Source organism: Pelagimonas phthalicica (genome assembly GCF_004364805.1).
GTDB lineage: Bacteria > Pseudomonadota > Alphaproteobacteria > Rhodobacterales > Rhodobacteraceae > Pelagimonas > Pelagimonas phthalicica.
In genome coordinates, this window is the sequence record NZ_SOAP01000002.1 from 1,484,343 (window position 1) to 1,505,399 (window position 21,057).

Annotated in this window: 19 protein-coding genes; 11 read left to right on the forward strand and 8 right to left on the reverse strand. The window is 61.6% G+C overall.

The window, feature by feature from the left end; translation table 11 throughout:
- Positions 1-189 precede the first annotated feature (189 nt).
- The 4 genes from truA to CLV87_RS17350 are packed head-to-tail and all read right to left on the reverse strand — an operon-like array spanning position 190 to position 3,246.
- Entirely contained in the window at positions 190-963 is a 774-nt protein-coding gene (truA, locus tag CLV87_RS17335) for a tRNA pseudouridine(38-40) synthase TruA (RefSeq protein WP_099247937.1), read from the reverse strand.
- Positions 964-1,004: 41 nt separating this feature from the next.
- Positions 1,005-1,430 carry a hypothetical protein gene (locus tag CLV87_RS17340; protein ID WP_099247403.1) on the reverse strand — a complete coding sequence of 142 codons (426 nt, stop codon included), beginning with the start codon at positions 1,428-1,430 and terminating at the stop codon, positions 1,005-1,007.
- A 55-nt stretch (positions 1,431-1,485) separates the two neighbouring features.
- On the reverse strand, positions 1,486-2,733 hold the full coding sequence (locus tag CLV87_RS17345) for an MFS transporter (RefSeq protein WP_099247405.1): 1,248 nt from the start codon (positions 2,731-2,733) through the stop codon (positions 1,486-1,488).
- Positions 2,734-2,763: 30 nt separating this feature from the next.
- Positions 2,764-3,246, reverse strand: a complete 483-nt coding sequence (locus CLV87_RS17350) for a winged helix-turn-helix transcriptional regulator (RefSeq protein ID WP_099247407.1) — start codon at positions 3,244-3,246, stop codon at positions 2,764-2,766.
- A gap of 101 nt (positions 3,247-3,347) precedes the next feature.
- On the opposite strand from CLV87_RS17350, the gene CLV87_RS17355 reads away from it, so the two are divergent.
- The 7 genes from CLV87_RS17355 (at position 3,348) to CLV87_RS17385 (ending at position 11,144) form a co-directional block, all read left to right on the forward strand.
- Complete coding sequence (locus CLV87_RS17355; protein WP_099247409.1) at positions 3,348-3,692, forward strand: VOC family protein; 345 nt, start codon at positions 3,348-3,350, stop codon at positions 3,690-3,692.
- Positions 3,689-4,075, forward strand: a complete 387-nt coding sequence (locus tag CLV87_RS17360; RefSeq protein WP_099247411.1) for an MAPEG family protein — start codon at positions 3,689-3,691, stop codon at positions 4,073-4,075. Before CLV87_RS17355 ends, CLV87_RS17360 begins: the two co-directional genes overlap by 4 nt.
- Before the next feature lie 363 nt (positions 4,076-4,438).
- Entirely contained in the window at positions 4,439-5,854 is a 1,416-nt protein-coding gene (locus tag CLV87_RS17365; RefSeq protein WP_099247413.1) for a YcjX family GTP-binding protein, read from the forward strand.
- The gene (locus CLV87_RS17370) at positions 5,851-6,366 is read left to right on the forward strand and encodes a GNAT family N-acetyltransferase (protein ID WP_099247415.1); all 516 of its coding nucleotides are present in this window, start codon (positions 5,851-5,853) and stop codon (positions 6,364-6,366) included. The genes CLV87_RS17365 and CLV87_RS17370 overlap by 4 nt, the downstream gene beginning before the upstream one ends.
- The gene (locus CLV87_RS17375; RefSeq protein WP_099247417.1) at positions 6,363-7,388 is read left to right on the forward strand and encodes a YcjF family protein; all 1,026 of its coding nucleotides are present in this window, start codon (positions 6,363-6,365) and stop codon (positions 7,386-7,388) included. Before CLV87_RS17370 ends, CLV87_RS17375 begins: the two co-directional genes overlap by 4 nt.
- Before the next feature lie 152 nt (positions 7,389-7,540).
- Positions 7,541-10,336 (forward strand): DUF2339 domain-containing protein, encoded by a 2,796-nt coding sequence (locus tag CLV87_RS17380; RefSeq protein ID WP_099247419.1) that lies wholly within the window; start codon positions 7,541-7,543, stop codon positions 10,334-10,336.
- Positions 10,337-10,406: 70 nt separating this feature from the next.
- Entirely contained in the window at positions 10,407-11,144 is a 738-nt protein-coding gene (locus tag CLV87_RS17385) for a VIT1/CCC1 transporter family protein (protein ID WP_099247421.1), read from the forward strand.
- Between the two features lie 96 nt (positions 11,145-11,240).
- Here the strand turns inward: CLV87_RS17385 and CLV87_RS17390 are convergent, their stop codons facing one another.
- Positions 11,241-12,422: an FAD-dependent oxidoreductase gene (locus CLV87_RS17390; protein WP_099247423.1), complete on the reverse strand. Its 1,182-nt coding sequence runs from the start codon at positions 12,420-12,422 to the stop codon at positions 11,241-11,243.
- 199 nt (positions 12,423-12,621) lie between these two features.
- Here CLV87_RS17390 and CLV87_RS17395 point away from each other — a divergent pair, with 199 nt between their 5' ends.
- Both CLV87_RS17395 and CLV87_RS17400 read left to right on the forward strand, forming a co-directional pair.
- Positions 12,622-13,920, forward strand: coding sequence for an SDR family oxidoreductase (locus CLV87_RS17395; protein WP_099247425.1), 1,299 nt, complete (start codon positions 12,622-12,624; stop codon positions 13,918-13,920).
- Positions 13,920-14,399 (forward strand): DUF2269 family protein, encoded by a 480-nt coding sequence (locus CLV87_RS17400; RefSeq protein ID WP_099247427.1) that lies wholly within the window; start codon positions 13,920-13,922, stop codon positions 14,397-14,399. The genes CLV87_RS17395 and CLV87_RS17400 overlap by 1 nt, the downstream gene beginning before the upstream one ends.
- A gap of 460 nt (positions 14,400-14,859) precedes the next feature.
- On the opposite strand, the gene CLV87_RS17405 is transcribed toward CLV87_RS17400, so the two are convergent.
- Positions 14,860-15,267 (reverse strand): group III truncated hemoglobin, encoded by a 408-nt coding sequence (locus CLV87_RS17405; protein WP_099247429.1) that lies wholly within the window; start codon positions 15,265-15,267, stop codon positions 14,860-14,862.
- A 75-nt stretch (positions 15,268-15,342) separates the two neighbouring features.
- Positions 15,343-15,792, reverse strand: a complete 450-nt coding sequence (locus tag CLV87_RS17410; RefSeq protein ID WP_133840822.1) for a hypothetical protein — start codon at positions 15,790-15,792, stop codon at positions 15,343-15,345.
- 150 nt (positions 15,793-15,942) lie between these two features.
- Between CLV87_RS17410 and ileS the strand changes: the two genes are divergently transcribed.
- Positions 15,943-18,906 (forward strand): isoleucine--tRNA ligase, encoded by a 2,964-nt coding sequence (ileS, locus tag CLV87_RS17415; protein WP_099247433.1) that lies wholly within the window; start codon positions 15,943-15,945, stop codon positions 18,904-18,906.
- Positions 18,907-18,973: 67 nt separating this feature from the next.
- Positions 18,974-19,738, forward strand: a complete 765-nt coding sequence (locus CLV87_RS17420; RefSeq protein ID WP_099247435.1) for an AAA family ATPase — start codon at positions 18,974-18,976, stop codon at positions 19,736-19,738.
- Between the two features lie 96 nt (positions 19,739-19,834).
- Here CLV87_RS17420 and nqrF read toward each other — a convergent pair whose 3' ends face one another.
- The gene (nqrF, locus tag CLV87_RS17425) at positions 19,835-21,055 is read right to left on the reverse strand and encodes an NADH:ubiquinone reductase (Na(+)-transporting) subunit F (RefSeq protein WP_099247437.1); all 1,221 of its coding nucleotides are present in this window, start codon (positions 21,053-21,055) and stop codon (positions 19,835-19,837) included.
- Positions 21,056-21,057: the final 2 nt, after the last annotated feature.

Below are 21,057 nucleotides of genomic sequence, written 5' to 3' on the forward strand. Positions count from 1 at the left end.
CTTTGGCTGATGGCGGGTAGAAGTGCGTGGGCCGCGGCATCGCCGTCCCGCAGCATGGAAGAAAATCGCAAAGGGCAGCCCCCGACCGCGGGTGGGGGTGAAGCCCCCGCCCGTGGGGGCGGTCGGGGGCTGCCCGGCCTAAAGCCGGGCGGTAACCATCAAAAGAGCTACGTTCGGCCCCATGCTAAATCACATCCCTGCAAACGGATCATCCGGATAGCCCACTCCGGTCAGGTACAGCCCATCCCCCGGACAGACCGGGCCGCAGGCAGAGCGGTCGCAGGCCTCAAGCGCCTCTTTCATGCGGATCGGCTCCCAGGCCCCTGCCCCAACGCGTTCCAAGGAACCGACAATGCTGCGCACTTGGTTGTGCAAAAAGCTGCGGGCGCGCAGGCGGAACTGGATCTCAGGCCCAGCCAGCCCGTCCACAAGGTCGATCTTGATCTCATCCAAAGTCTTGACCGGCGATTTCGACTGACACATCACGCTGCGAAACGTTGTAAAATCATGCAACCCGATCAGATGCTTGCCCCCTTCGCGCATCGCCTCGACGTCCAATTCATGATTGACCCGCCAGACTTGCCCGGCCTCTAGCGTGCAGGGCGCGCGGCGGGTCAGCAGGCGGAACAGATAGCGCCGCTCGACCGCTGAAAACCGCGCATGCCATTCATCATCCACCGCCGCACAGGCGCGGATCGCCACCGGGGCGGGTTTCAAATGATAGTTCAGCGCCTCGCCCAGCCGGAACGGATCCCACTCCTTGTCCATGTCGCAATGGGCCACCTGCCCGCGCCCATGCACCCCGGCATCGGTGCGCCCGGCGGCGGCGATGGTGTGCTCGCGCGGTTCAAGACGTGCCAAGGCCGCCTCAATCGCCCCCTGAACCGAGGGTTGATCCGCTTGGCGCTGCCACCCGGCAAAGGGGCGGCCATCATATTCAACAAGAAGAGCATATCTGGGCATGTCCGCGCCATAGCGCGATGCGGCCACTCAGAGCAAGTGCCTCACCAGAGTTTATGATCCTCGATCAGTGCAACCACCTTGCCCTCGGCCTCAGCCCATAAATAGCGATAGCTGCGCCCCACAGCCTGCGCGACCAACCCGTCATAATCGGCCCTTTCCGCCCAGAAAAACTGGCAATCGGCATCCGCGCAGGCGGCACTGCTCACCAGCGCCTCGGCCACAGCGGGGTTGGGATAGCTGCGCGCGCCAGTCTCGGCCTGCCATTTGCCGTCTTGATAGCTGCGTAAATCAAACCGGTTCTGCGTGGCAAAATGCAGGGCATTCTCGGCGCGACTGCCAACCAGAACATGCTCGGACACCGCGCTGGCCTCGGCATCGGGCAGTACGGCCAGTGGCAGACGCAGGGCGAACCCGATCAGCAAAGGGGCCGTGGCCAGCGCAATCAATTGTCCTCGGGTCAAACTCATCTGCGTCCCCCGTTATCTAGCGCCAAAACTCACATGGCCCGGCGCTCAAATCCAGTCAGGAAATCCGCAGTTTTCGCCAGCCATATAGCGCCAGACCGGCCATGCCCGCCGCCGCCAAAAGATAAGGCAGGCGCAAGGCCAGCTCGCGCCCCAGCCCGGTTTCGAACAGCGAGACCAGCAATCCTCCCAACAGCGCGCCAATCGGAATGCCGCCCCAGCCGAAAAAGCGATAGACGCTGTTCACACGGCCCAGCAGCTCGTCCGGGATCACCCGTTGCCGATAGCTGACCGTGACAATGTTCCAGACCAGCGCCGCGACGCTTTCTACAAACAAAGCCACCGCCACAACCCAGACCGAGGATGTCACCGCAATCGCCAGCATCGGCAGCGGAAACAGGGCCAGCGCCAGCCAGACCGCGCGTTCCTGCCCGATCCGCTTGATCAGGCGCGGGCCAAAGACGCCCCCCGCCACGCCCCCGGCCGCGGCGGAGGTCATCAGCACCCCGTGCCAGAACGCGTCCAGTTGCAATATCTCTTGGCTGACCAGAATGATCAGCGTCATGCCCATGATCGACAGCCCATTGAGCAGCCCCAGCATCACCGCCAGCCGCAAGATCACCGGATGCGCGCGCATCCAGGCCCAGGCCTCGCGCATCTCATCCCTTGGCTTGCGCAACGGGCGGGCAGCGCGGGGCTTGATGGCGATGCCCGCCACCAAAAGCGCCGCGATGGCAAAGCTCACCGCATCCAGCAGAAAGGGCAAAGGCAAGGCCAGCGCGATCAGCACCCCGGCCAAAGGCGGGCCAATGAAATGGCCCATGATGTTCTCGACGGTCCAGAGAGTGCCATTGGCCGCCTCCAGATCGTCCTTTTGCACAATCGACGGCAGCAGGGTTTGCGCCGCATTGTCCCGCAGCACCTCGGCCAGCCCCAAAGCAAAGCCCAAGCCGGTAAGGCCCGCAATATACAGCCCCTCACGCGCCGGAGGAAACTCAACCACCGACAGGATCAGCGCGACCACCGCCAGAGTCAGGACAAAGCGCACCGTATCACTGCCGACAATCAACCGTTTGCGGTCATGGCGGTCGGTGATCACCCCGGCGGGGATGGAAAATAGCAGCCAAGGCAGGCGCACCGCCGCGCCCACCATGGCGATCAGCAGTGGGTCACGGGTGATCAGGGTGGCCAGCCAGGGAAAGGCCAGCGCCGACACCCCGTCGCCCAGATTGGTAATAGACGAGGCGGCCAGCAAACGGCCATAGCCCGGATTTCGCTTGAAAATAGTCAGATCAAAAATACTCATGCCTGTAATCTGCGCCCACAGCGCAGGACATCAAGGCTCTGGATCAGGCAAAGCCGCATCCACCTTGTCGATTTCCGCCTCATACCAGGCAATTGTGCCTTTGGGGTCACTGCGAAACGCCTTGGCAAAGCTGTCGGGGGCCTCGGTGCAGCTGTCATATTCCGTCGACCAGACCATGACCCCCAAAAAGGCTGGAATCAGCGCGCGGGATTTGGCGGTGGGGCGGTAAAACACCTTATTGCGCGAGGTGCTGTCGATATGCCGGGTCAGCATCCCGGTCTCGACCAGATGCGCCAGACGATTGGCCAGAATATTGGTCGAGATCCGCTCTTCTGAGCGTTGAAATTCGCCATAATAACGCTTGCCGTGCAACAGCACGTCGCGCAGCAGCACAAAGCTCCACTTATCGCCAAACACCCCCGCCGCGTAGCGCACCGGGCAACCGTTCCATTCTTTGTTCCAGCCTTTGGGTTTTGAGGGGCCAGCAGACCCGGCAGTGTCAGCTTTTGTCATGAGCCTGACTTAGCGCTAAAAACTTTGCTTGCAAATCAAAAGTGAATCGCGCAAGCATCTCACTTGCAATTTGCAAGCAATATTCCAACAGGAGAAACAAGATGACTTCCCCCTTTGTCTGGTTCGACAATATCGGCCCCGCCCGCGGCAAAACCACCGATTTTCTGGCGCAAACTTTTGGCTGGACCACGCAGGATATCGGGCCGATGACCTTTCTCACCAATGGAGGCGAGATGCCCTTTGCCGCCACGTGTGACGCGATGGAGGGCGTCAGCGGCTGGGTGCCTTATATCGAGGTCCAGGATCTGAGCGCCGAAACCCAAAAGGCCCGTGATAACGGTGCTGACATCCTGGCCGAGGCGCTGGAAGGACCGGCAGGCACGGCCACCTTCCTGCGCGATCCGGGCGGCGCCGTGCTGGCAATCTGGAAGCGGAACGCAGCATGACGCCCTTGATAACGCTCTATTTTGTCGCTGGATTCGCGCTGATGCATGTGGTGATCACCATGCTGGTTGGGGCGGCCCGGGTGCCCAATCAGGTCCATTTCTATGACGAAGGTGACCTGAACCTGCGCCGCAACCAACGTGCCCATGCCAATTTCTGCGAAAACATCCCCATGGCGTTGATCACCATGGCGGCGGCGGAAACTTCGGGCACGCCCGCGCGCTGGATCATCACCGGCGGGCTGGTGATCGTCGCGGGGCGGCTGTTGCATTACTATATCATCCGCGTGCGCGGATGGGGCAATGCGCGGGCGGTTTCCATGCTGATGACACTGATGCCGATCGTCGGCTTTGCCGGTCTGACGCTGTGGAACCTGTCTGCATAGGGTCTGGAAAGGAAATTCTCATCATCGAGATAACGCCCCAGATCGCTTGCGATCCGGGGCGCGCCCGACCCCGCCCCCAGGGCGGGCGCGAATTCGTCTTAACGTTTCAACGAGATGCACAGTCATCCGATGCCACCACTCGGCTGCCAAGGATAGAAGCGCCCACCCACGGTGCCGGGCGCGAACCTGTGTGGTTACAAATTGTCTATGTCGCGTATCAGTTCCATGTGACTAGCCTCAAAGCCCTGCCCCTCCAAAGGTCAGGGCCTCCCCAATCGCGAAAATTCCCCCTGCCCTCCCCTCTGGTGGTTCCGGTCCGGGATGACTAAGTTGCCGATGAACAAATAGACTTGGGCAACTTAAATGGTTATCGGCGCATTAACAGACACATTGACCCGCTCTGTCAGCGATGTGACCGAGACCCTGACCTCGCCCTTTACCGATACGACCATTCGCCTGGGCGTCACCGGGTTGGCGCGGGCGGGCAAGACCGTGTTCATCACCTCGCTTGTGGCCAATCTGCTGGATCGCGGACGCATGTCGCAGCTGGTTGCCCAAAACGAGGGCCGCATCCTGTCGGCCTATCTGCAACCGCAACCCGATGACACGATCCCGCGCTTTGACTATGAAAACCACCTTGGCGCGCTGACCTCGCGCACGCCCCACTGGCCAGACTCGACCCGCGCTGTGTCCGAGCTGCGCCTGTCGCTCAAGGTGCAGCCGAGCGGCATGTTGTCGGGCTTTCAGGGGCCGCGTACCATTCATCTGGATATCGTCGATTACCCCGGCGAATGGCTGCTGGATCTGTCTTTGCTCGACAAATCTTATGCGGATTGGTCGTCTGAGATGCTGACCCGCATGGCCCTGCGCCCCGATGGCCCGGAATTTGTTGAAATGGCTCAGGCCGAGGACAGCACAGAGCCGCTGGACGAGACCCGCGCCCGCGCCTTGGCCGAGGCCTATACAAAGGCGCTGCAGACCGCCCGCGCCGCTGGCTTCTCTGATTGCTTGCCCGGTCGCTTTTTGCTTCCGGGCGAATTGGCTGGCTCACCGGTGCTGACCTTTGCGCCCCTGTCCCCCAAAGGCACCGTGCCGCGAAAATCACTGTGGCGCGAGATGGAGCGCCGCTTTGAGGCCTATAAATCCCGCGTGGTGAAACCGTTTTTTCGCGATCATTTTTCTCGGATTGATCGCCAGATTGTGCTGGTGGATGCGCTTGGCGCGATCCATGCCGGGCCACGGGCGCTGGATGATCTGCGCCAGACCATGGCCGATATCCTGACCGCCTATCGCCCCGGTGCCAACGCCTTTCTCACCCGGCTTTTGCTGGGCAAACGGGTGGAAAAGATCCTCTTTGCCGCCACCAAATCCGACCATCTGCATCACAGCCAGCATGGTCGCCTCACCGCCATCATGGAGGCCCTGACCCGCGAGGCGCGTGACCGCGCGCGCTTTGCCGGGGCCGAAACACAGGCGCTGGCGCTGGCCTCCTTGCGGGCCACGACCGAGCAGACCATCACCCATGGCGGCAAAGAGCTGGATTGCGTGCGCGGCACTTTGCTTGAGACCGGCAAACAGGCGGCGTTTTTCCCCGGCAACCTGCCCGAAGACCCCAGCCATCTGCTAGGCCCAGCCCGCGACGGGGCGACGGGCTGGCTGGAACAGGATTACAAGATCATGAATTTCGCCCCCGCGCAGCTCAGCATCAAACCCGGGGACGGCCCGCCCCATATCCGTCTCGACCGCGCCGCGCAGTTCCTGCTGGGGGACAAGCTATGAGCGGCGTTTTCCTGCGCCCGGCAAAACCCACCGATGCGGGCAAACTTGGTGCGATGATCACAGACGCGGTTCAGGCGCGCGATTGGAAACCGGTGCTGTGGACGGCGGCGCAGGACGTGGCCCATGCGGGCATGTTGATTGATCGCGGCTGGGTCACCGTGGCCGAAGACGCCGAACACCGGGTTCTGGGCTTTCTCGCCCGCGAGGGGGAAATGGTGCATTCGCTCTTTGTGACCCAGGCGGCGCAGGGCCATGGCGTGGGTCTGGCGCTGCTCAATCACGCCAAAGCTTGCAATGCCCGGCTCGAGCTTTGGACCTTTGTCGCAAATCATGGCGCGCGGCGGTTTTACAAGCGCGAGGGTTTTGTCGAGGTGGAGCGCACCGATGGCTCCACCAATGATGAGCGCCTGCCAGATATCCGCTTTGAATGGCACGCGCTTGGCGTCAAATCCCCTGCCGCTGGGCCCGTCCTGAACACACAATCCCATCACTCCGAGGAGGTGCCGCAATGAGCGCGCCCAAGGACAGCAAGTCAGGCCCGGTTCTGATCGAGTTGGAAGATCAAGGCACTGCAGCCCCTTCACCGGCTGAGGCCCCGCCAGTGCCCGATACAGCGACGGATCTGTCACCACGCGGTCAGGCCATGACCACCGTCGCCACCCTGGCCGCCCGCCAGCCCTCGACCCTGGCGCGCTGGTTCTGGCGGCTCTTGCTGACCTTGCTGGGCACGGTGATTTCGATTGCAGCGTGGAACTATGCCACCGGTTTGATCGCCGCCAATCCGCTGCTGGGTTGGGCGGTGACCGGGTTGATCGGGCTGTTCGTCGGGGTCTGTGCGCTGATCGCGATCAAGGAATTGGCCGCCTTTCACCGCCTGTCACGCATAGACTCGCTGCATCGCGCCGCTGACAACGCGCTGGCGGATGAAGACCTTGAGGGCGCGCGCCGGGTGACCGAGCAATTGCTGACCCTCTATCGCGGCCGCGATGACACCCGTTGGGGTCGTGCCCGATTGCAAGACCGCAAGGGCGAGATCTTTGACGCCTCGGGCCTGCTGGGCCTGGCCGAAACCGAGCTGCTCGCCCCGCTGGACATGGCCGCCGAGCGTGAGGTCGAGGCGGCAGCGCGTCAGGTGGCCACGGTGACCGCGCTGGTGCCACTGGCGCTGGCCGATGTCTTTGCCGCGCTGACCGCCAATCTGCGCATGATCCGCCGCATTGCCGAAATCTATGGTGGGCGTTCGGGCACCTTGGGCAGCTGGCGGCTGACCCGCGCGGTGATGACCCATCTGGTCGCCACCGGAGCCGTGGCCGTGGGGGATGATATGCTTGAGCCGATCCTGGGTGGTGGCCTGCTTGGCAAACTCTCGCGCCGCTTTGGCGAAGGGCTGGTCAACGGCTCTCTCACCGCCCGCGTCGGCGTGGCCGCCATCGAAGTCTGCCGCCCCCTGCCGTTTACAACTGCTGAAAAACCCTCGGTCCGCCGGCTGATCCGCCAGGCTCTCGGCGGGCTGTTTTCCTCCGAAAAAACCTGACCCTCGCGGCTGGGTGATCCAAATTCCGTCGACTGAATTTGCAAATTCCATGCATGGAATTTGGAGCCGCGCGCCGTGAGGTCGGGTATCCCGCACCTGTTCAGCAGGGGCGCAAAGCGGTAGCCTTTTGACAGCAAAAGGGAAACGCGTTCATGGAAGCCTTGTTTGTTCTGTTGGGTCTTGCTGTTCTGGCCTTGCCGATTGCCGTGATCGCCCTGATCGTCTCACATCTGACATTGCGCCGTGAAACCAAAGAGTTGCGCGCATCTGTGGCCGAACTGCGCCACCGGATGACTTTGCAAACCCCACCTGAACGCCCCATCGCCCCCGCACAGCCCAGCCCCGAAGCGCTGGCAGCCGAAAATGTCGTCGCGCTCAGCCCCGCGCCCAAAGCCGAGGCCAAGACCGAAGCACCGCAACCGGTCTGGGACGGCCCGCGCGTGATCAAACCGCCCAAGCCCGAACCGCAATCGGTGGTGTTCAACTCTCAGCGGTTCAAAGCGCTTGGCACCTGGCTGCGCGAGAATTGGTTCTATGTGGTCGCCGCCTTTTCGCTCGCCCTGTCGGGCATCTTCCTTGTGCAATATGGCATTGAAACCGGGCTGTTGACCCCGCGCGCCCGTATCGGTGCCGCCCTGGGTTTTGGCCTCCTGCTGATCGGGGCTGGCGAATGGATCCGCCGCCGCTTTGGCGATGATGCGGCCAGCGCCACGGCCTATCTACCCTCGGTGCTCAGCGGCGCGGGGTTGGTTTCGCTGATGGGCGCGATCCTGTCGGCGCGGCTGCTCTACGATCTCATCGCCCCCGGCCCGGCCTTTGCCGCGCTCTTTGCCATCACGCTGTTGGGGCTGGTTCTGGGCTGGATGCATGGCGCGCTTTTGGCCGCAATCGGGCTGATTGGAGGGTTCGCCGCGCCCTTCCTTGTCGGCGGGCAAAGCGACACGCCGGAATGGCTTTATGCCTATTTTGCCCTGCTCACGGCGCTTGGTCTTGGCATTGACAGCTTGCGCCGCTGGGCCTGGATCAGTGCGCTGGCGCTGATTGGCGGAGCGGCGTCGGGCCTGACCCTGGCGTTGCTGCTGCCCAGTGATGGCAGTGTTGCCGCTTTTGCCGCCTATGTCGCCGGGCTGGTCGTGCTCGCGGTGCTGATCCCGGCGCGCGCGCTGGTGCCAGACCATCAAGGCCCCAACACCATCGAGGCGATCACCCAGTCGGTCCTGCGGGTCAAAGGGCGCAGCTGGCCGATTTTCCCGGCGCGCCTGTCTTTGCCCACCCTGCTATTTGCCTGCGTGATGCTGGTGTTGACCGCCTCGCAAAGCGCCCTGCATTTCTGGATTTCCCTATCGCTGCTATCCGGTCTGACCCTGCTCTTTACCTATTGGGCCAAGCCCGCCCCGGCCCTGCAGGATCACGCGCTGTTTTCCGCGCTGGCTCTGCTGGTGCTGATCGCCCTGCCCGATGCAGGCGCGGCGGTGCGCATTGCCATGAACGCCACGCTTGCCGCGCAAGAGGGGCAGACCGAGGTCCGGATGCTTTGGGATATCAGCCTGATCCTGTGTGCCGCCACCCTGGTCGGGATCGGCGCGGCCTGGCACAGCCTGCGTGCCCCGGAATTCAACGGGTTCTGGGCCGGGGGCGCGGTGCTGGTGCCGCCCTTGGCCGGGCTGGCGCTTGAGCTGAGCTGGCGACCGGTCAGCCTGATCGGAGCCTGGCCCTGGGCCTTTCACGCGCTGGCTTTGGCGGCGCTGATGACCTGGCTTGCCACGTGCTACGCAGCCGCGGACGCCAAGGATAAGACCCGCCCTGCCATCGCCGCGATCTCTGCACTGGCCTGCCTGGCTTTTGCCCTGTCGGTGGTTCTGTTTGACGCCGCGCTAACCCTGGCGCTGGCTGCCACCGTCGCCGCCGCAGCGGCGCTGGATCGGCGTTTTGATCTGCCCTTGATGGGCGGCTATATCTCGGCCGGGATCATCGCCTTGGGCGTTCGGCTGGTCTTTGACCCCGGTCTTGACTGGGCGGTCTCGGCTCCGATCCTGCAAATGCTGGCGGGCTATGGCGGCACGCTTCTGGCGCTGATCGGAGCCTATTGGCTGCTGGAACCGATCGAGCGCCCGCGCTCCAAGGTCTTTGTCGAAAGCGCGATCCTGTCGGTGGGCGGCATGACGCTCAGCCTGACGCTGTACCAGATCTTTGACACGCTGGTTGGGCGCGGGGTGGACAGCCTGCATTGGGAATTTGGCCTGCATGCCACGATCTGGATTGGCCTGACCCTGACCCAGCTGATCCGCCTGCAATTGGGCGGGGCCATGGCCTGGTTGCGCATCGCTCTGGCGGCGCTCTATGCGCTGTTTGGGCTTGGGGCGCTTGGCTCGGGCCTGATCCTGGCCAACCCGCTGATCGACTTTCAAAACATCGCCGGCATCGCCCTGTTCAACACCCTGATCCCGGCCTATCTGCTGCCTGCTTTGGCGCTGGGGGCCGGGGCGTATTTCCTCAAGACGCAACCGCTCTGGATCCGGTTGGTTCTGGCGGTGCTGGGGGGCGCAACATTGGTGATCTGGATTGGGCTGAGCCTGCGGCATGGGTTTCGCGGCAGTGACCAGATGCTTTGGCAATATGGCACCACCCAGCCCGAGCTATACTCCTATACGCTGGCGCTTTTGCTGGCCGGGGCGGCGCTGTTCTATCAGGCGTTGGCGTGCAATTCCGACCACCTGCGCCGCGCCGGGGTTGCGCTGATTGCGCTGGCGGTGGCCAAGGTGTTCCTGATTGATATCTCCGGATTGCAGGGGCTGGTGCGGGTGTTTTCCTTTATGTTCCTCGGCCTGTCTCTGGCTGGGCTGGCCTGGCTCAATCGCTGGGTTCAGCTGCGCTCGGGCCCACCACAACAGCCGCCTTCAGAGCCAGATACAGCCCCAGAACCCGTCCCGGAACCAGACCGGGTTTGATCCAGCGCATGGTGCCTTGGCCGCCGCTGTTCCATCCTGAGGTTGGATCAGCCAAGGCAAAGGACACCGCATGCCAGATAGCCACTCCGCCCCCACCGCTTTGGAACATGGGCATAGCCAACAGGAAATCGACGCGCGCCTGTCGCAGCCTCCGGGCCGAGGCGACCTGCGCGACATTGTCTATGGGGCGATTGACGGCTCCATCACCACTTTTGCCATTGTCGCCGGGGTGGCCGGGGCCGGTTTGTCGCCTTTTGTGATCGTCGCGCTGGGGGTGGCCAATGTGCTGGCAGACGGGTTTTCCATGGCGGCGGGCAATTATTCCGCCACCAAGGCCGAGCTCGACAATATCAACCGGTTGCGCAAGGTCGAAGAGCGTCACATCGCGCTGAACCCTGAGGGCGAGAGACGCGAGCTGCGCACCATTCTGGCGCAAAAAGGGTTGTCGGGCGAAGTTTTGGAGGGCGCGGTGGCGCAGCTCAGCGCCCAGCGCGAGAGGTGGATCGCCACCATGCTCGAGGGTGAATATGGCCTTGCCTCGGTTGATCCCCATCCGCTGCGCGCCGCGCTGGTGACATTCGCCGCTTTCCTGATCGCCGGGCTGATCCCGCTTTTACCATTTCTAATCGGCTGGGGCGAGGCGTTTTCCGCCTCGGTCGGGCTGACCCTGCTGGGCTTCTTTGCCATTGGCACGCTGAAAAGCCGTTGGTCGCTGAGCAGCTGGTGGCGCTCAGGCCTGGAGACCCTGGCGATTGGATCGATGGCGGCGGGGATCGCCTTTGTGGTTGGGTCGCTGTTTCATATGTAGCCGGGTTTGCGGGGCGCTGCCCCATCGCGGGCAAGCCCGCGATTCCCCGGGATATTTTTGGCCCAAAGAAACCTTGGGACGTCTTCTTAGACGAGCTTAGATATGCGGCGGGAGGAGATCGCCGCAGACCAGCCGGGTCAGGATGCGGCGCATCATTGGGCGCATGGCCAGCGGTGCAAGGACGCGGTCTCGGATCAGGGGCAAAGCGCGACTATCTGATTGATACATAGGGGTAAAGGCCCAACTTATCGCCTGATAGGCCCGCACATGCCAGCGCCTTTGACTGGCATAAAGCTCGGCGGCGCGCGTCAGGGCATCGGGATGGGTTTGCAGGGCGCGGGCCAGAATGGCCGCGTCGAGCAGGGCCATATTGGCCCCCTGCCCCAGCTGTGGGCTGGCCCGGTGCGCGGCATCCCCGATCAGGATCAGGTCGCGTGTATAGGGACGGCGCAATGTGCCGTGGGAATAGCAGGCCATGGTCATCTGATCCGCGCTTTGCACCTGATCGGCAAAGGGGCTGAACTCGGGCCAGAGCGCCTTGGCCTCAGCGCGCCAGGCGTCGATCCCCTTGGCGCGCCAGGCCCGGTAATGGGCGGTGGGCAGGGACCAAAAAATCGCGGTTTTACGCTGGCTGTCGCGCTCGGTCATCTGACCAATGGGCAGCACGCCAACCATATGATTGGCCTTGTCATAACACTGCCGCAGCTCATCCAGAGGTGTCGGTGCCTGGTCGGGCCAATCCACCGTCGCCCATAGCGCTCCAAACGGCAATTGGCGCGCCGAAAGCGGCGAGAGGCGCGACCCGGCCCCAGAGGCATCGACCACCAGATCAAAGGGGCCATGGCGCCTTGCGGCGGTTTCGACATGGTGTTTGTCTGCCGCAATGACCTCTTGCCCGGATTGAATATCGACACCCGCGTCCAAGGCGGCCTGAAACAGGCAATCAAACAGGGCAGCGCGGTGAATGGCCAGACCAAAGCGCGGCTTGCCCGGCGCGTCATAGGTCACGTCCAAAACCTTGATCCCATGGCGGATCTCTTGCCCGGCCATGCGATAGATCTTGTTGCCCAAAGCCTCAGCCCGTTCCCCAATGCCCAGACCGTGCAAGACAGCCTGCCCCACCGGCTGAATGACCAGCCCGGAGCCAACCGGCGCGGGCGTGTCAAAGCGATCAAAGACGCGCACGCGCCAACCGGCCCGCCTCATGGCCAGGCCCAGGGCCAACCCGCCGACACCCGCGCCAATAATGGCCAGATCTTTTGAACGTTGCGCACACATAACCGCGCCATGAATGCCGCCCCTGCGCGATATAGCAAGCGACGTGCTGACGCAGGGGCGCAGATGTCGCGCAGATATGACATCGCTTGACCTTTGATTGGGCATGGCCTGTTATGCTTGGTGACAAGATAGGTCGGTTTTCGGGGCCTATGCCAAGGCAGGTTTTGACATATGGCACGGCTCTGGGTGGGGTGATCTGATGGGGCAGCGGGTTCTGGTTCTAGGGGGCTATGGGTTGATCGGGGCCGAGATTTGTGAGGCCTTGGATCAGGCCGGCCATAAGGTGATCGTCGCGGGGCGCAATGCCCAAGCCGCAGCGCGGCGGTTGCCCGGTTTGGCGTTTCATCACATTGATATGGCACGGCGCTTGACGGCCGAGGCGTGGCAGGCCGATCTGCAGGGCATAGATGTGGTGGTGAACTGCGCCGGAGCGTTGCAGGATGGCGGGCGGGACCATCTCGAAGCGCTGCATCACCATGCTTTGGCCGCCCTGGCCGAGGCCGCGAAAGAGCGCGACAGTCTGGTGATCCAGATCTCGGCCATTGGGGCACACTTGGACAGTGAGATCCTGTTCCTGTCATCAAAGGCGCGCGGGGATGCGGCGTTGCTGGGATCGGGCGCGCGGGCGGTGGTCTTGCGCCCTGGGCTGGTGCTGGCGCGTGGGGCCTATGGTGGCACAGGCCTGATCCGCATGCTGGCGGCACTGCCATTGCTACAGGCCTCTGCCCTCCCCGAGGCTAAGATGCAAACCGTTGGGGCAGTAGATGTGGCACAGGCTGTTTGCCGGACCGTGGCCGGTCAGGTGCCGCTGGGGCGCAGCTATGATCTGGTCGAAGACACCCCGCACGCCCTGCCCGAGATCATCCGCGCCCATCGCGCCGCACTGGGCTTTGCACCGGCCCGAATAGAGCTGAGCGCCCCCAATTGGGGTCTTGGCACCAGCACATGGATGGCAGACCAGCTGGGGCGTCTGGGCTGGCGCAGCCCCTTGCGCCGCACCGCGACCGAGGTTTTGCGACAGAACATTGTGGGCGATCCTGGCCCATGGAAGCGCGTGGGAAAGCCAGTGCAAAGCATGGAGAAAACCCTGCAAGAGCTGCATCTTGGCCCGGAACACCGTTTGCAGGCGCGTATGTTTCTTATGATGCCGATCTGCGTGGCGGTGCTGGCGCTCTTCTGGCTGTTTTCCGGCGGGATCGGCCTCATCAGCCTTGATCAGGCTGCCTCGCAACTGACTGCGCAAGGGTGGTCATCGGGGCTGGCGCGGGCCTCGGTGGTCTTTTGGTCGCTTGTCGATATTGGCCTCGCCGCTGCACTGCTTTTTCGCCCCTGGGCGCGGCGCGCCTGTCTTGGCATGGCGGTGGTCTGCCTGATCTATCTCAGCCTTGGCACCTTGGTCACGCCCGCGCTTTGGCTTGACCCGCTGGGCCCCTTGGCCAAGATCCTGCCTGCACTGATGCTGTCCCTGATCACTTGGGCCCTGCTGGAGGAGCGCTGATGCTATACGAGCTGGCCTTGCGATGGGCGCATATCGTTGGCGCTACGGTGTTGTTTGGCACCGGTGCGGGCATCGCGTTTTTCATGCTGATGGCGCATCTGACCCGCGACGCCCGCCTGATCGCCCATGTGGCGGGGACGGTCGTGCTGGCCGATACGGTTTTCACTGCGACGGCGGTGGTGCTGCAACCCCTCACCGGGATTCTGCTGGCGCAAGAGTTGGGCTGGGCGCTGAGCGAGGGATGGATCCTGCTATCGCTGCTGCTGTATGTTCTCACTGGGGCGTTTTGGCTGCCGGTCGTCTGGATCCAGATCCAATTGCGCAATATTGCGCGTGAGTGCGTGGACAAAGGCACCGCCCTGCCCGCGCGCTACTTCACACTGTTCCGCATCTGGTTTGTGTGTGGTTTCCCAGCCTTCTTCGCGGTTGCAACGATCTTCTGGCTGATGCTGGCGCGACCGGAGATAGACTTCTTTTAGGTCTGGTTTGGCAGCAACGTCGCTGGGGCGCTGCCCCGCCCCGAGCAGGCTCGGGACTCCCTGGGATTTTTTTGGCCCAAAGAAACCTGGGGGCGGTGCTTTGGCTTCTTCTTGGTGAAAATACTCCGGGGGTGAATTGGCCCTTGGGCCAAGAGGGGGCAGAGCCCCCTTCCGCGCCCGCGGCACGCGGCTAAGGCTCTGTTGACAAACCCCAGCCGCCACCGGTTTCAGTCCAAATTTTGCCAGCGCTAGGCGTTTTCGCGCAGCTAGGGTGGCCCCCTTGCAAGTGGAAACAACGACGCGCTGGCAAAATTAGGCGAAATCGCAAGCGACGCGGCGGATTTTGCTTCTGCCTGCTCTGATTTTCCCTTCCGATCCCCCAGATCGCTGCGGTCAAATCAGCTTGTCAGCAGCAAAATCCGACACGCGCCGGTGATGGCTGGGGTTTGGTCAACAGAGCCTAACGCAAGATCGGCACCCCATCAGCGCCGGTTTGCTTTTCCACCACACCGGCCCGCAAGGAACGCCCGATGCGATGCGCGAGAGCAGACCAGGCGGCCGCTTGGTCGGGGCGTAACTCCCGTCTCAGCACGCTGTCAAAGAGGCCGAGCCAGGCGTCAAACATGCCCGGCCGCACGTTTCCAGCGTCGCGATGCACCGCCAAAGGGTTTCTGTCATAGCTGCGCTCATGCAGGATCGCATTGGCCCAGAAATCGACGATCTTGGCCTCATGCCTGTCCCAATCCTTGACATGCACCGCAAAGACCGGCCCCAACCCGGGATGGGCGCGCACGGCCTCGTAAAAGGCGGCAACAACCTGAGCGATCTCTGCTCGGGTGATGTCAAAACGCGGCGGGATCCTGGGCATTGTGGTTTCCTATTTACGGCGGCCATCACATAGCGCTGCGCCACTTGCGGCGCAAGTTAACCGCCCCGGCGACATCTATTTGATCTTAGATCCCGTGTAATGATTGCCATTGCCAGGAATAAAACGCACATCCCCGCCAGTCAGGACGACAACATTCATGCATTGCCGCCCCGTATTGGGGAAACTCTCGCATAGTTTGTTGCCCTCAACCTTCCAGGTTCCGTTGACCACTTCGCGCCCCTGACTCGAAAAGAAAATGGCTACGGTTTTCCCGTTTGATTGCCATTTCTGTTCGCCATCCTCGAAGACAATGGTGGCACCGGAGAGGAATTTGCGGATTTCTGTCCCGGATAGGGCCGTATCCGCGATTGCTACCTGCGAAGAAACCAATATTGCAACCATGGCAAAACTTAATTTTTTCATATCCCTACCTTCAATTCCCGGCACCAGTTGCGCGCCTAGCGGCAGAGTAGGAATCTTTGCCGCATCCGGCGAGGTCCAAGGCTCTGGACCCCAGCCAAACACGGGCCTATAACGCCCTCATGATGTACCCAGTCGCGATCATCATTCGAATTATATACCCGGCGCTCCAAGCTTGAGCCGCCGGGACAAGGCGTATGGAACACCGCGCCGCCCCACATTCTTCCCATATGCCCGAAGTACAGGACGCTCCAAATGTGCGCCGACACACCTGAAACACCTGAATACAAACACACTCTGAACCTGCCCAAGACCGATTTTCCCATGCGCGCGGGCCTGCCCAAGCGCGAGCCGCAATGGCTGGAACGCTGGGCCAAGATCGGGGTCTATGACCGCCTGCGTGAGAAAGAGGGCCGTGAGCCGTTCACGCTGCATGACGGCCCGCCCTACGCCAATGGCCACCTGCATATCGGTCACGCGCTGAACAAGACCATCAAGGATATGATCGTGCGCTCCCATCAGATGATGGGCTATGACGCGCGTTACGTGCCGGGATGGGATTGCCACGGTCTACCCATCGAGTGGAAAATCGAAGAGCAATACCGCAAAAAGGGCAAGAACAAGGACGATGTGAACGTTGTCGACTTCCGCCAGGAATGCCGCAAGTTCGCTGAGGGCTGGGTGGATGTGCAGCGCGAGGAGTTCAAGCGCCTGGGCATCACCGGCAATTGGGCTGACCCGTATCTGACGATGGATTTCCACGCTGAACGGGTGATCGCCGAAGAATTCATGAAATTCCTGATGAACGGCACGCTCTATCAGGGCTCCAAACCCGTCATGTGGTCCCCCGTCGAAAAGACGGCCCTGGCCGAGGCCGAGGTGGAATACCACGACCACAAGAGCCACACGATCTGGGTGCCTTTCAAGGTTACCAAAGCTGATCCCGAGGGCGCAGTTGGTGCCGAAGAGGCTGCCATTGCTGCGACCAATGCGGATGAGCTGGAAAAGGCCCGCGTCGTTATCTGGACCACCACCCCCTGGACGATCCCGTCGAACAAGGCCGTCGCCTTTGGTCGCAAGATTGCCTATGGCCTTTATGAGGTGACCGGCACGCCGGAGGAATGCTGGTGCGCCGTGGGCGATACCTATGTGCTGGCCGATGCGCTGGCCGAGAGCGTGCTGAGCAGTGCACGCCTTGAGGACGGTATGTTCAAGCGCGTGCGCGATGTGTCGGCTGAGGAGCTTGATGGGCTGACGCTTGCCCACCCGTTCCGCGGCATGGAAGGCGCAGACGGCTTTTGGGATTACGACGTGCCGATGATTGATGGTGATCACGTCACCGATGAGGCCGGCACCGGCTTTGTCCACACCGCGCCAAGCCATGGTCAGGAAGACTATGAGTGTTTTGTCGCGCGCAACTGGCTGGATCGCATGACCCACAATGTCGGTGAGGAATCCGAATTCCTCTCCCATGTGCCGTTCTTTGCTGGCCTGCAGATCATCGACAAAAAGGGCAAGGAAGGCAAAGCCAACAATGCCGTCATCGCCAAGCTGGTCGAAGCGGGCGGGATCATCGCGCGTGGGCGCATGACCCATAGCTATCCGCATAGCTGGCGCTCCAAGGCGCCGATCATCTACCGCAACACGCCGCAATGGTTTGCGTCGGTAGATCGCGAGGTTGGCGACGGCCAGGACACCCATGGCAAGACCATCCGCGAACGCGCGCTGACCTCGATTGACGCGCTGGTCAAATGGTGGCCGCAGACCGGGCGCAACCGTCTGTATAGCATGATCGAAGCCCGCCCTGACTGGGTTCTGTCGCGCCAGCGCGCCTGGGGTGTGCCGTTGACCTGTTTCACCAAGAAGGACACTCTGCCCACCGATCCGGACTTCTTGCTGCGCAACGAGGCGGTGAATGCCCGCATCTCTGAGGCCTTTGAGGCTGAGGGCGCGGATTGCTGGTATGCCGAGGGTGCCAAAGAGCGCTTCCTTGGCTCGGATGTGAACGCGGATGAGTATGATCAGGTCTTTGACGTGCTCGATGTGTGGTTTGATTCCGGCTCCACCCATGCCTTTGTACTGCGCGACCGCGAAGACGGTACCGAGGACGGCATCGCCGATGTCTATATGGAAGGCACCGACCAGCATCGCGGTTGGTTCCATTCCTCGCTGCTGCAAGCCTGTGGCACGCTAGGCCGCGCGCCTTATCGTAATGTGGTGACGCATGGCTTTACGCTGGATGAGAAGGGCAACAAGATGTCCAAATCTCTCGGCAATACCATCGTGCCCGAAAAGGTCGTCCAGCAATATGGCGCGGATATCCTGCGCCTTTGGGTGGCGCAGACCGATTACATGGTCGACCAGCGCATCGGGCCTGAGATCCTGAAAGGTGTGGCTGACAGCTATCGCCGGTTGCGCAACACCATGCGTTATATGCTGGGCGCTTTGGGCGATTTCAGCGAGGATCAGCGCGTTGCGGTCGAAGACATGCCGGAACTGGAGCGCTGGGTTTTGCACCGTCTGGCCGAGCTCGATCATCAGGTCCGCAAGGGCTATGCCGAGTTTGATTTCCAGGGTGTGTTCTCCACCGTGTTCAACTTTGCCACCGTGGATCTGTCGAGCTTTTACTTCGATATCCGCAAGGATGCGCTGTATTGTGACGGTGACAGCCTGCGCGCCAATGCCTGCCGCACGGTGCTCGACATCCTGTTCCACCGCTTGACCACATGGCTGGCCCCGATCCTGGTTTTCACCATGGAAGAGGTCTGGCTTGAGCGCTTCCCGGGGGATGACAGCTCGGTCCATCTGGTGGATATGCCCGACACGCCCAAGGATTGGCTGGATGAGCCGCTGGCCGCCAAGTGGGAGCAAATCCGCAAGGTGCGCCGCGTTGTGACCGCCGCTTTGGAGGTGCAGCGCACCGACAAGGTCATCGGTGCCTCGCTTGAAGCCGCGCCGGTGGTGCATGTGCGCGACGCCGAGGTGCTGGCCTCGCTGAAATCGGTGGAGTTCGAGGATGTCTGCATCACCTCGGCCATCTCGCTGACCGGTGATCCCCAGCCCGCCGAAGCCTTCCGCCTGCCCGAGGTTGAAGGGGTCGGCGTGGTGTTCGAAAAGGCCGACGGGGCCAAATGCCAACGCTGCTGGAAGATCCTGCCAGACGTGGGCCGCTTTGCCCATGCGGGCACCTGCCAACGCTGCAACGACGCGCTTGGCTGATCTAAGTAGACTGAGTTAAAAAAGGCGGGGATTTACCCCGCCTTTTTTGTTTTGTTGAAAGTTGATTATGGCCCGCCGTACCAAAGACACAACGCTCCCCGCCCCGTTTCTAAAGCGGATCAGCCTCAAAGACCCTTTGCCCAAGAACCCGAACTATCCGCTGGACCTGCCCTTTCTCGGCGACGGTTTCGAAATCAGCTTTGAGCAACCCGTCACCATCATCAGCGGTGAAAATGGGACCGGGAAATCCACCCTGATTGAGGCCCTGGCCCAGCTTTGTGGGTTCAGCCAGCTTGGGGGCAGTGGTGGCCACAGCCTGCAACGCGATGAAGGGCGCGAGGTTAGCGGGGCGACGCTTGGCAACGCGCTACGGGGGGCTTGGCTGCCCAAAGTCAATCGCGGTTGGTTTTTTCGCGCCGAAACGTTCTTTGACGTGGCGCGTTATCTGGACGCCTCAGGCAGTCCGTTTGCCGATTTCCTGTCTCATTCACATGGCGAGGGATTCTTGCGCCTGTTTTCAGAGCGCATGTCGGGGCAAGGCGTGTACCTGTTAGACGAACCCGAAAGTGCTTTGTCACCGCGTCGCCAGATCGAATTGCTGCGCTTGCTGGCGGATGTGCAATCATCGGCGCGCGCGCAGGTGATCATGGCGACGCATTCGCCCATTCTCATGGCAGTTCCCGGTGCAGACCTGTGGCGCTTGAATCATCGTGGGTTGGTGCAGACAACACTGTCCGAAACCGATCACTTCAAGCTGTATAGCGCCTTCACCGACGACCCGAGCACGTTTATACGCGCTGCGTTGGACGACGATATGGACAGCCTCGTTTGAGGCGCTACTGCGCAGGTTCGTCCCCTGCCCCCAAACGAAAAAGGCGGAAGGTGATCCCTTCCGCCTTTTCTTTTCGGTTGCGTTGAAATCCGCAGCTTAGCCACCGAAATCGTCCAGCATGATGTCTTCGCGATCCACGCCCAGTTCCAGCAGCATGTTGATCACGGATTGGTTCATGATAGGCGGGCCACACATGTAATATTCGCAATCTTCTGGGTTCGGGTGGTCCTTGAGATACTCTTCGAACAGCACGTTATGGATAAAGCCGGTCAGGCCTTTCCATTCATCCTCGGGCAGCGCATCCGAAAGCGCGACATGCCATTCAAAGTTGTCGAACTCTTCAGCCAGTTGGTCGAAATCTTCGACAAAGAACATCTCTTTCTTGGAGCGCGCACCATACCAGAAGGTGATCTTGCGATCGCGGTTCTTGAGGCGCTTGAGCTGGTCAAAGATGTGGCTGCGCATCGGGGCCATACCGGCACCACCGCCGATAAACACCATCTCTTTTTCGGTCTCGCGGGCAAAGAATTCGCCGAAGGGACCAGAGATCGTGACCTTGTCGCCGGGCTTCAGGTTGAAGATGTAAGACGACATCTGACCCGGAGGCACGTCCTGCCCCGGAGGCGGCGAGGCTACGCGCACGTTGAGCATGATCAGCCCCTTTTCATCGGGGTAGTTCGCCATGGAATAGGCGCGCTCGATCGGCTCATCAACGCTGGATTTGTACTGCCACAGATTGAACTTGTCCCAATCTTCGCGATACTCGTCCTGAATGTCGAACTGGGTATATTCCAGCGTGTGCTTGGGCGCTTCGATCTGGATATAACCACCGGCGCGGAAGTTCACATCCTCGCCTTCGGGCAGTTCCAGAACCAGGTTCTTGATGAAGGTCGCGACGTTCTCATTCGAACGCACGGTGCATTCCCATTTCTTGACGCCGAACACCTCTTCGGGAACTTCGACTTCCATGTCCTGCTTGACCGCCACCTGACAGGACAGACGATCGCCACAGGCCGCTTCACGCTTGGTGATGTGGCTTTCTTCGGTGGGCAGGATCGAGCCGCCGCCGGAATGGATTTTCACCCGGCATTGCGCGCAGGTGCCGCCACCGCCACAGGCCGAGGGCACGAACAGTTTCTGTTCCGCCAAAGTCTGCAACAGTTTGCCACCCGCAGGAACGGAAATGGTTTTTTCGCCGTTGATGGTGATGTTGACATTGCCGCTGGACACAAGGCGCGAGCGCGCCAGCAGAATGATCGTGACCAGGGCCAGAACGATCAGGGTGAACAGCAGGATGCCAAGAGCAAAAGTTGTCATGA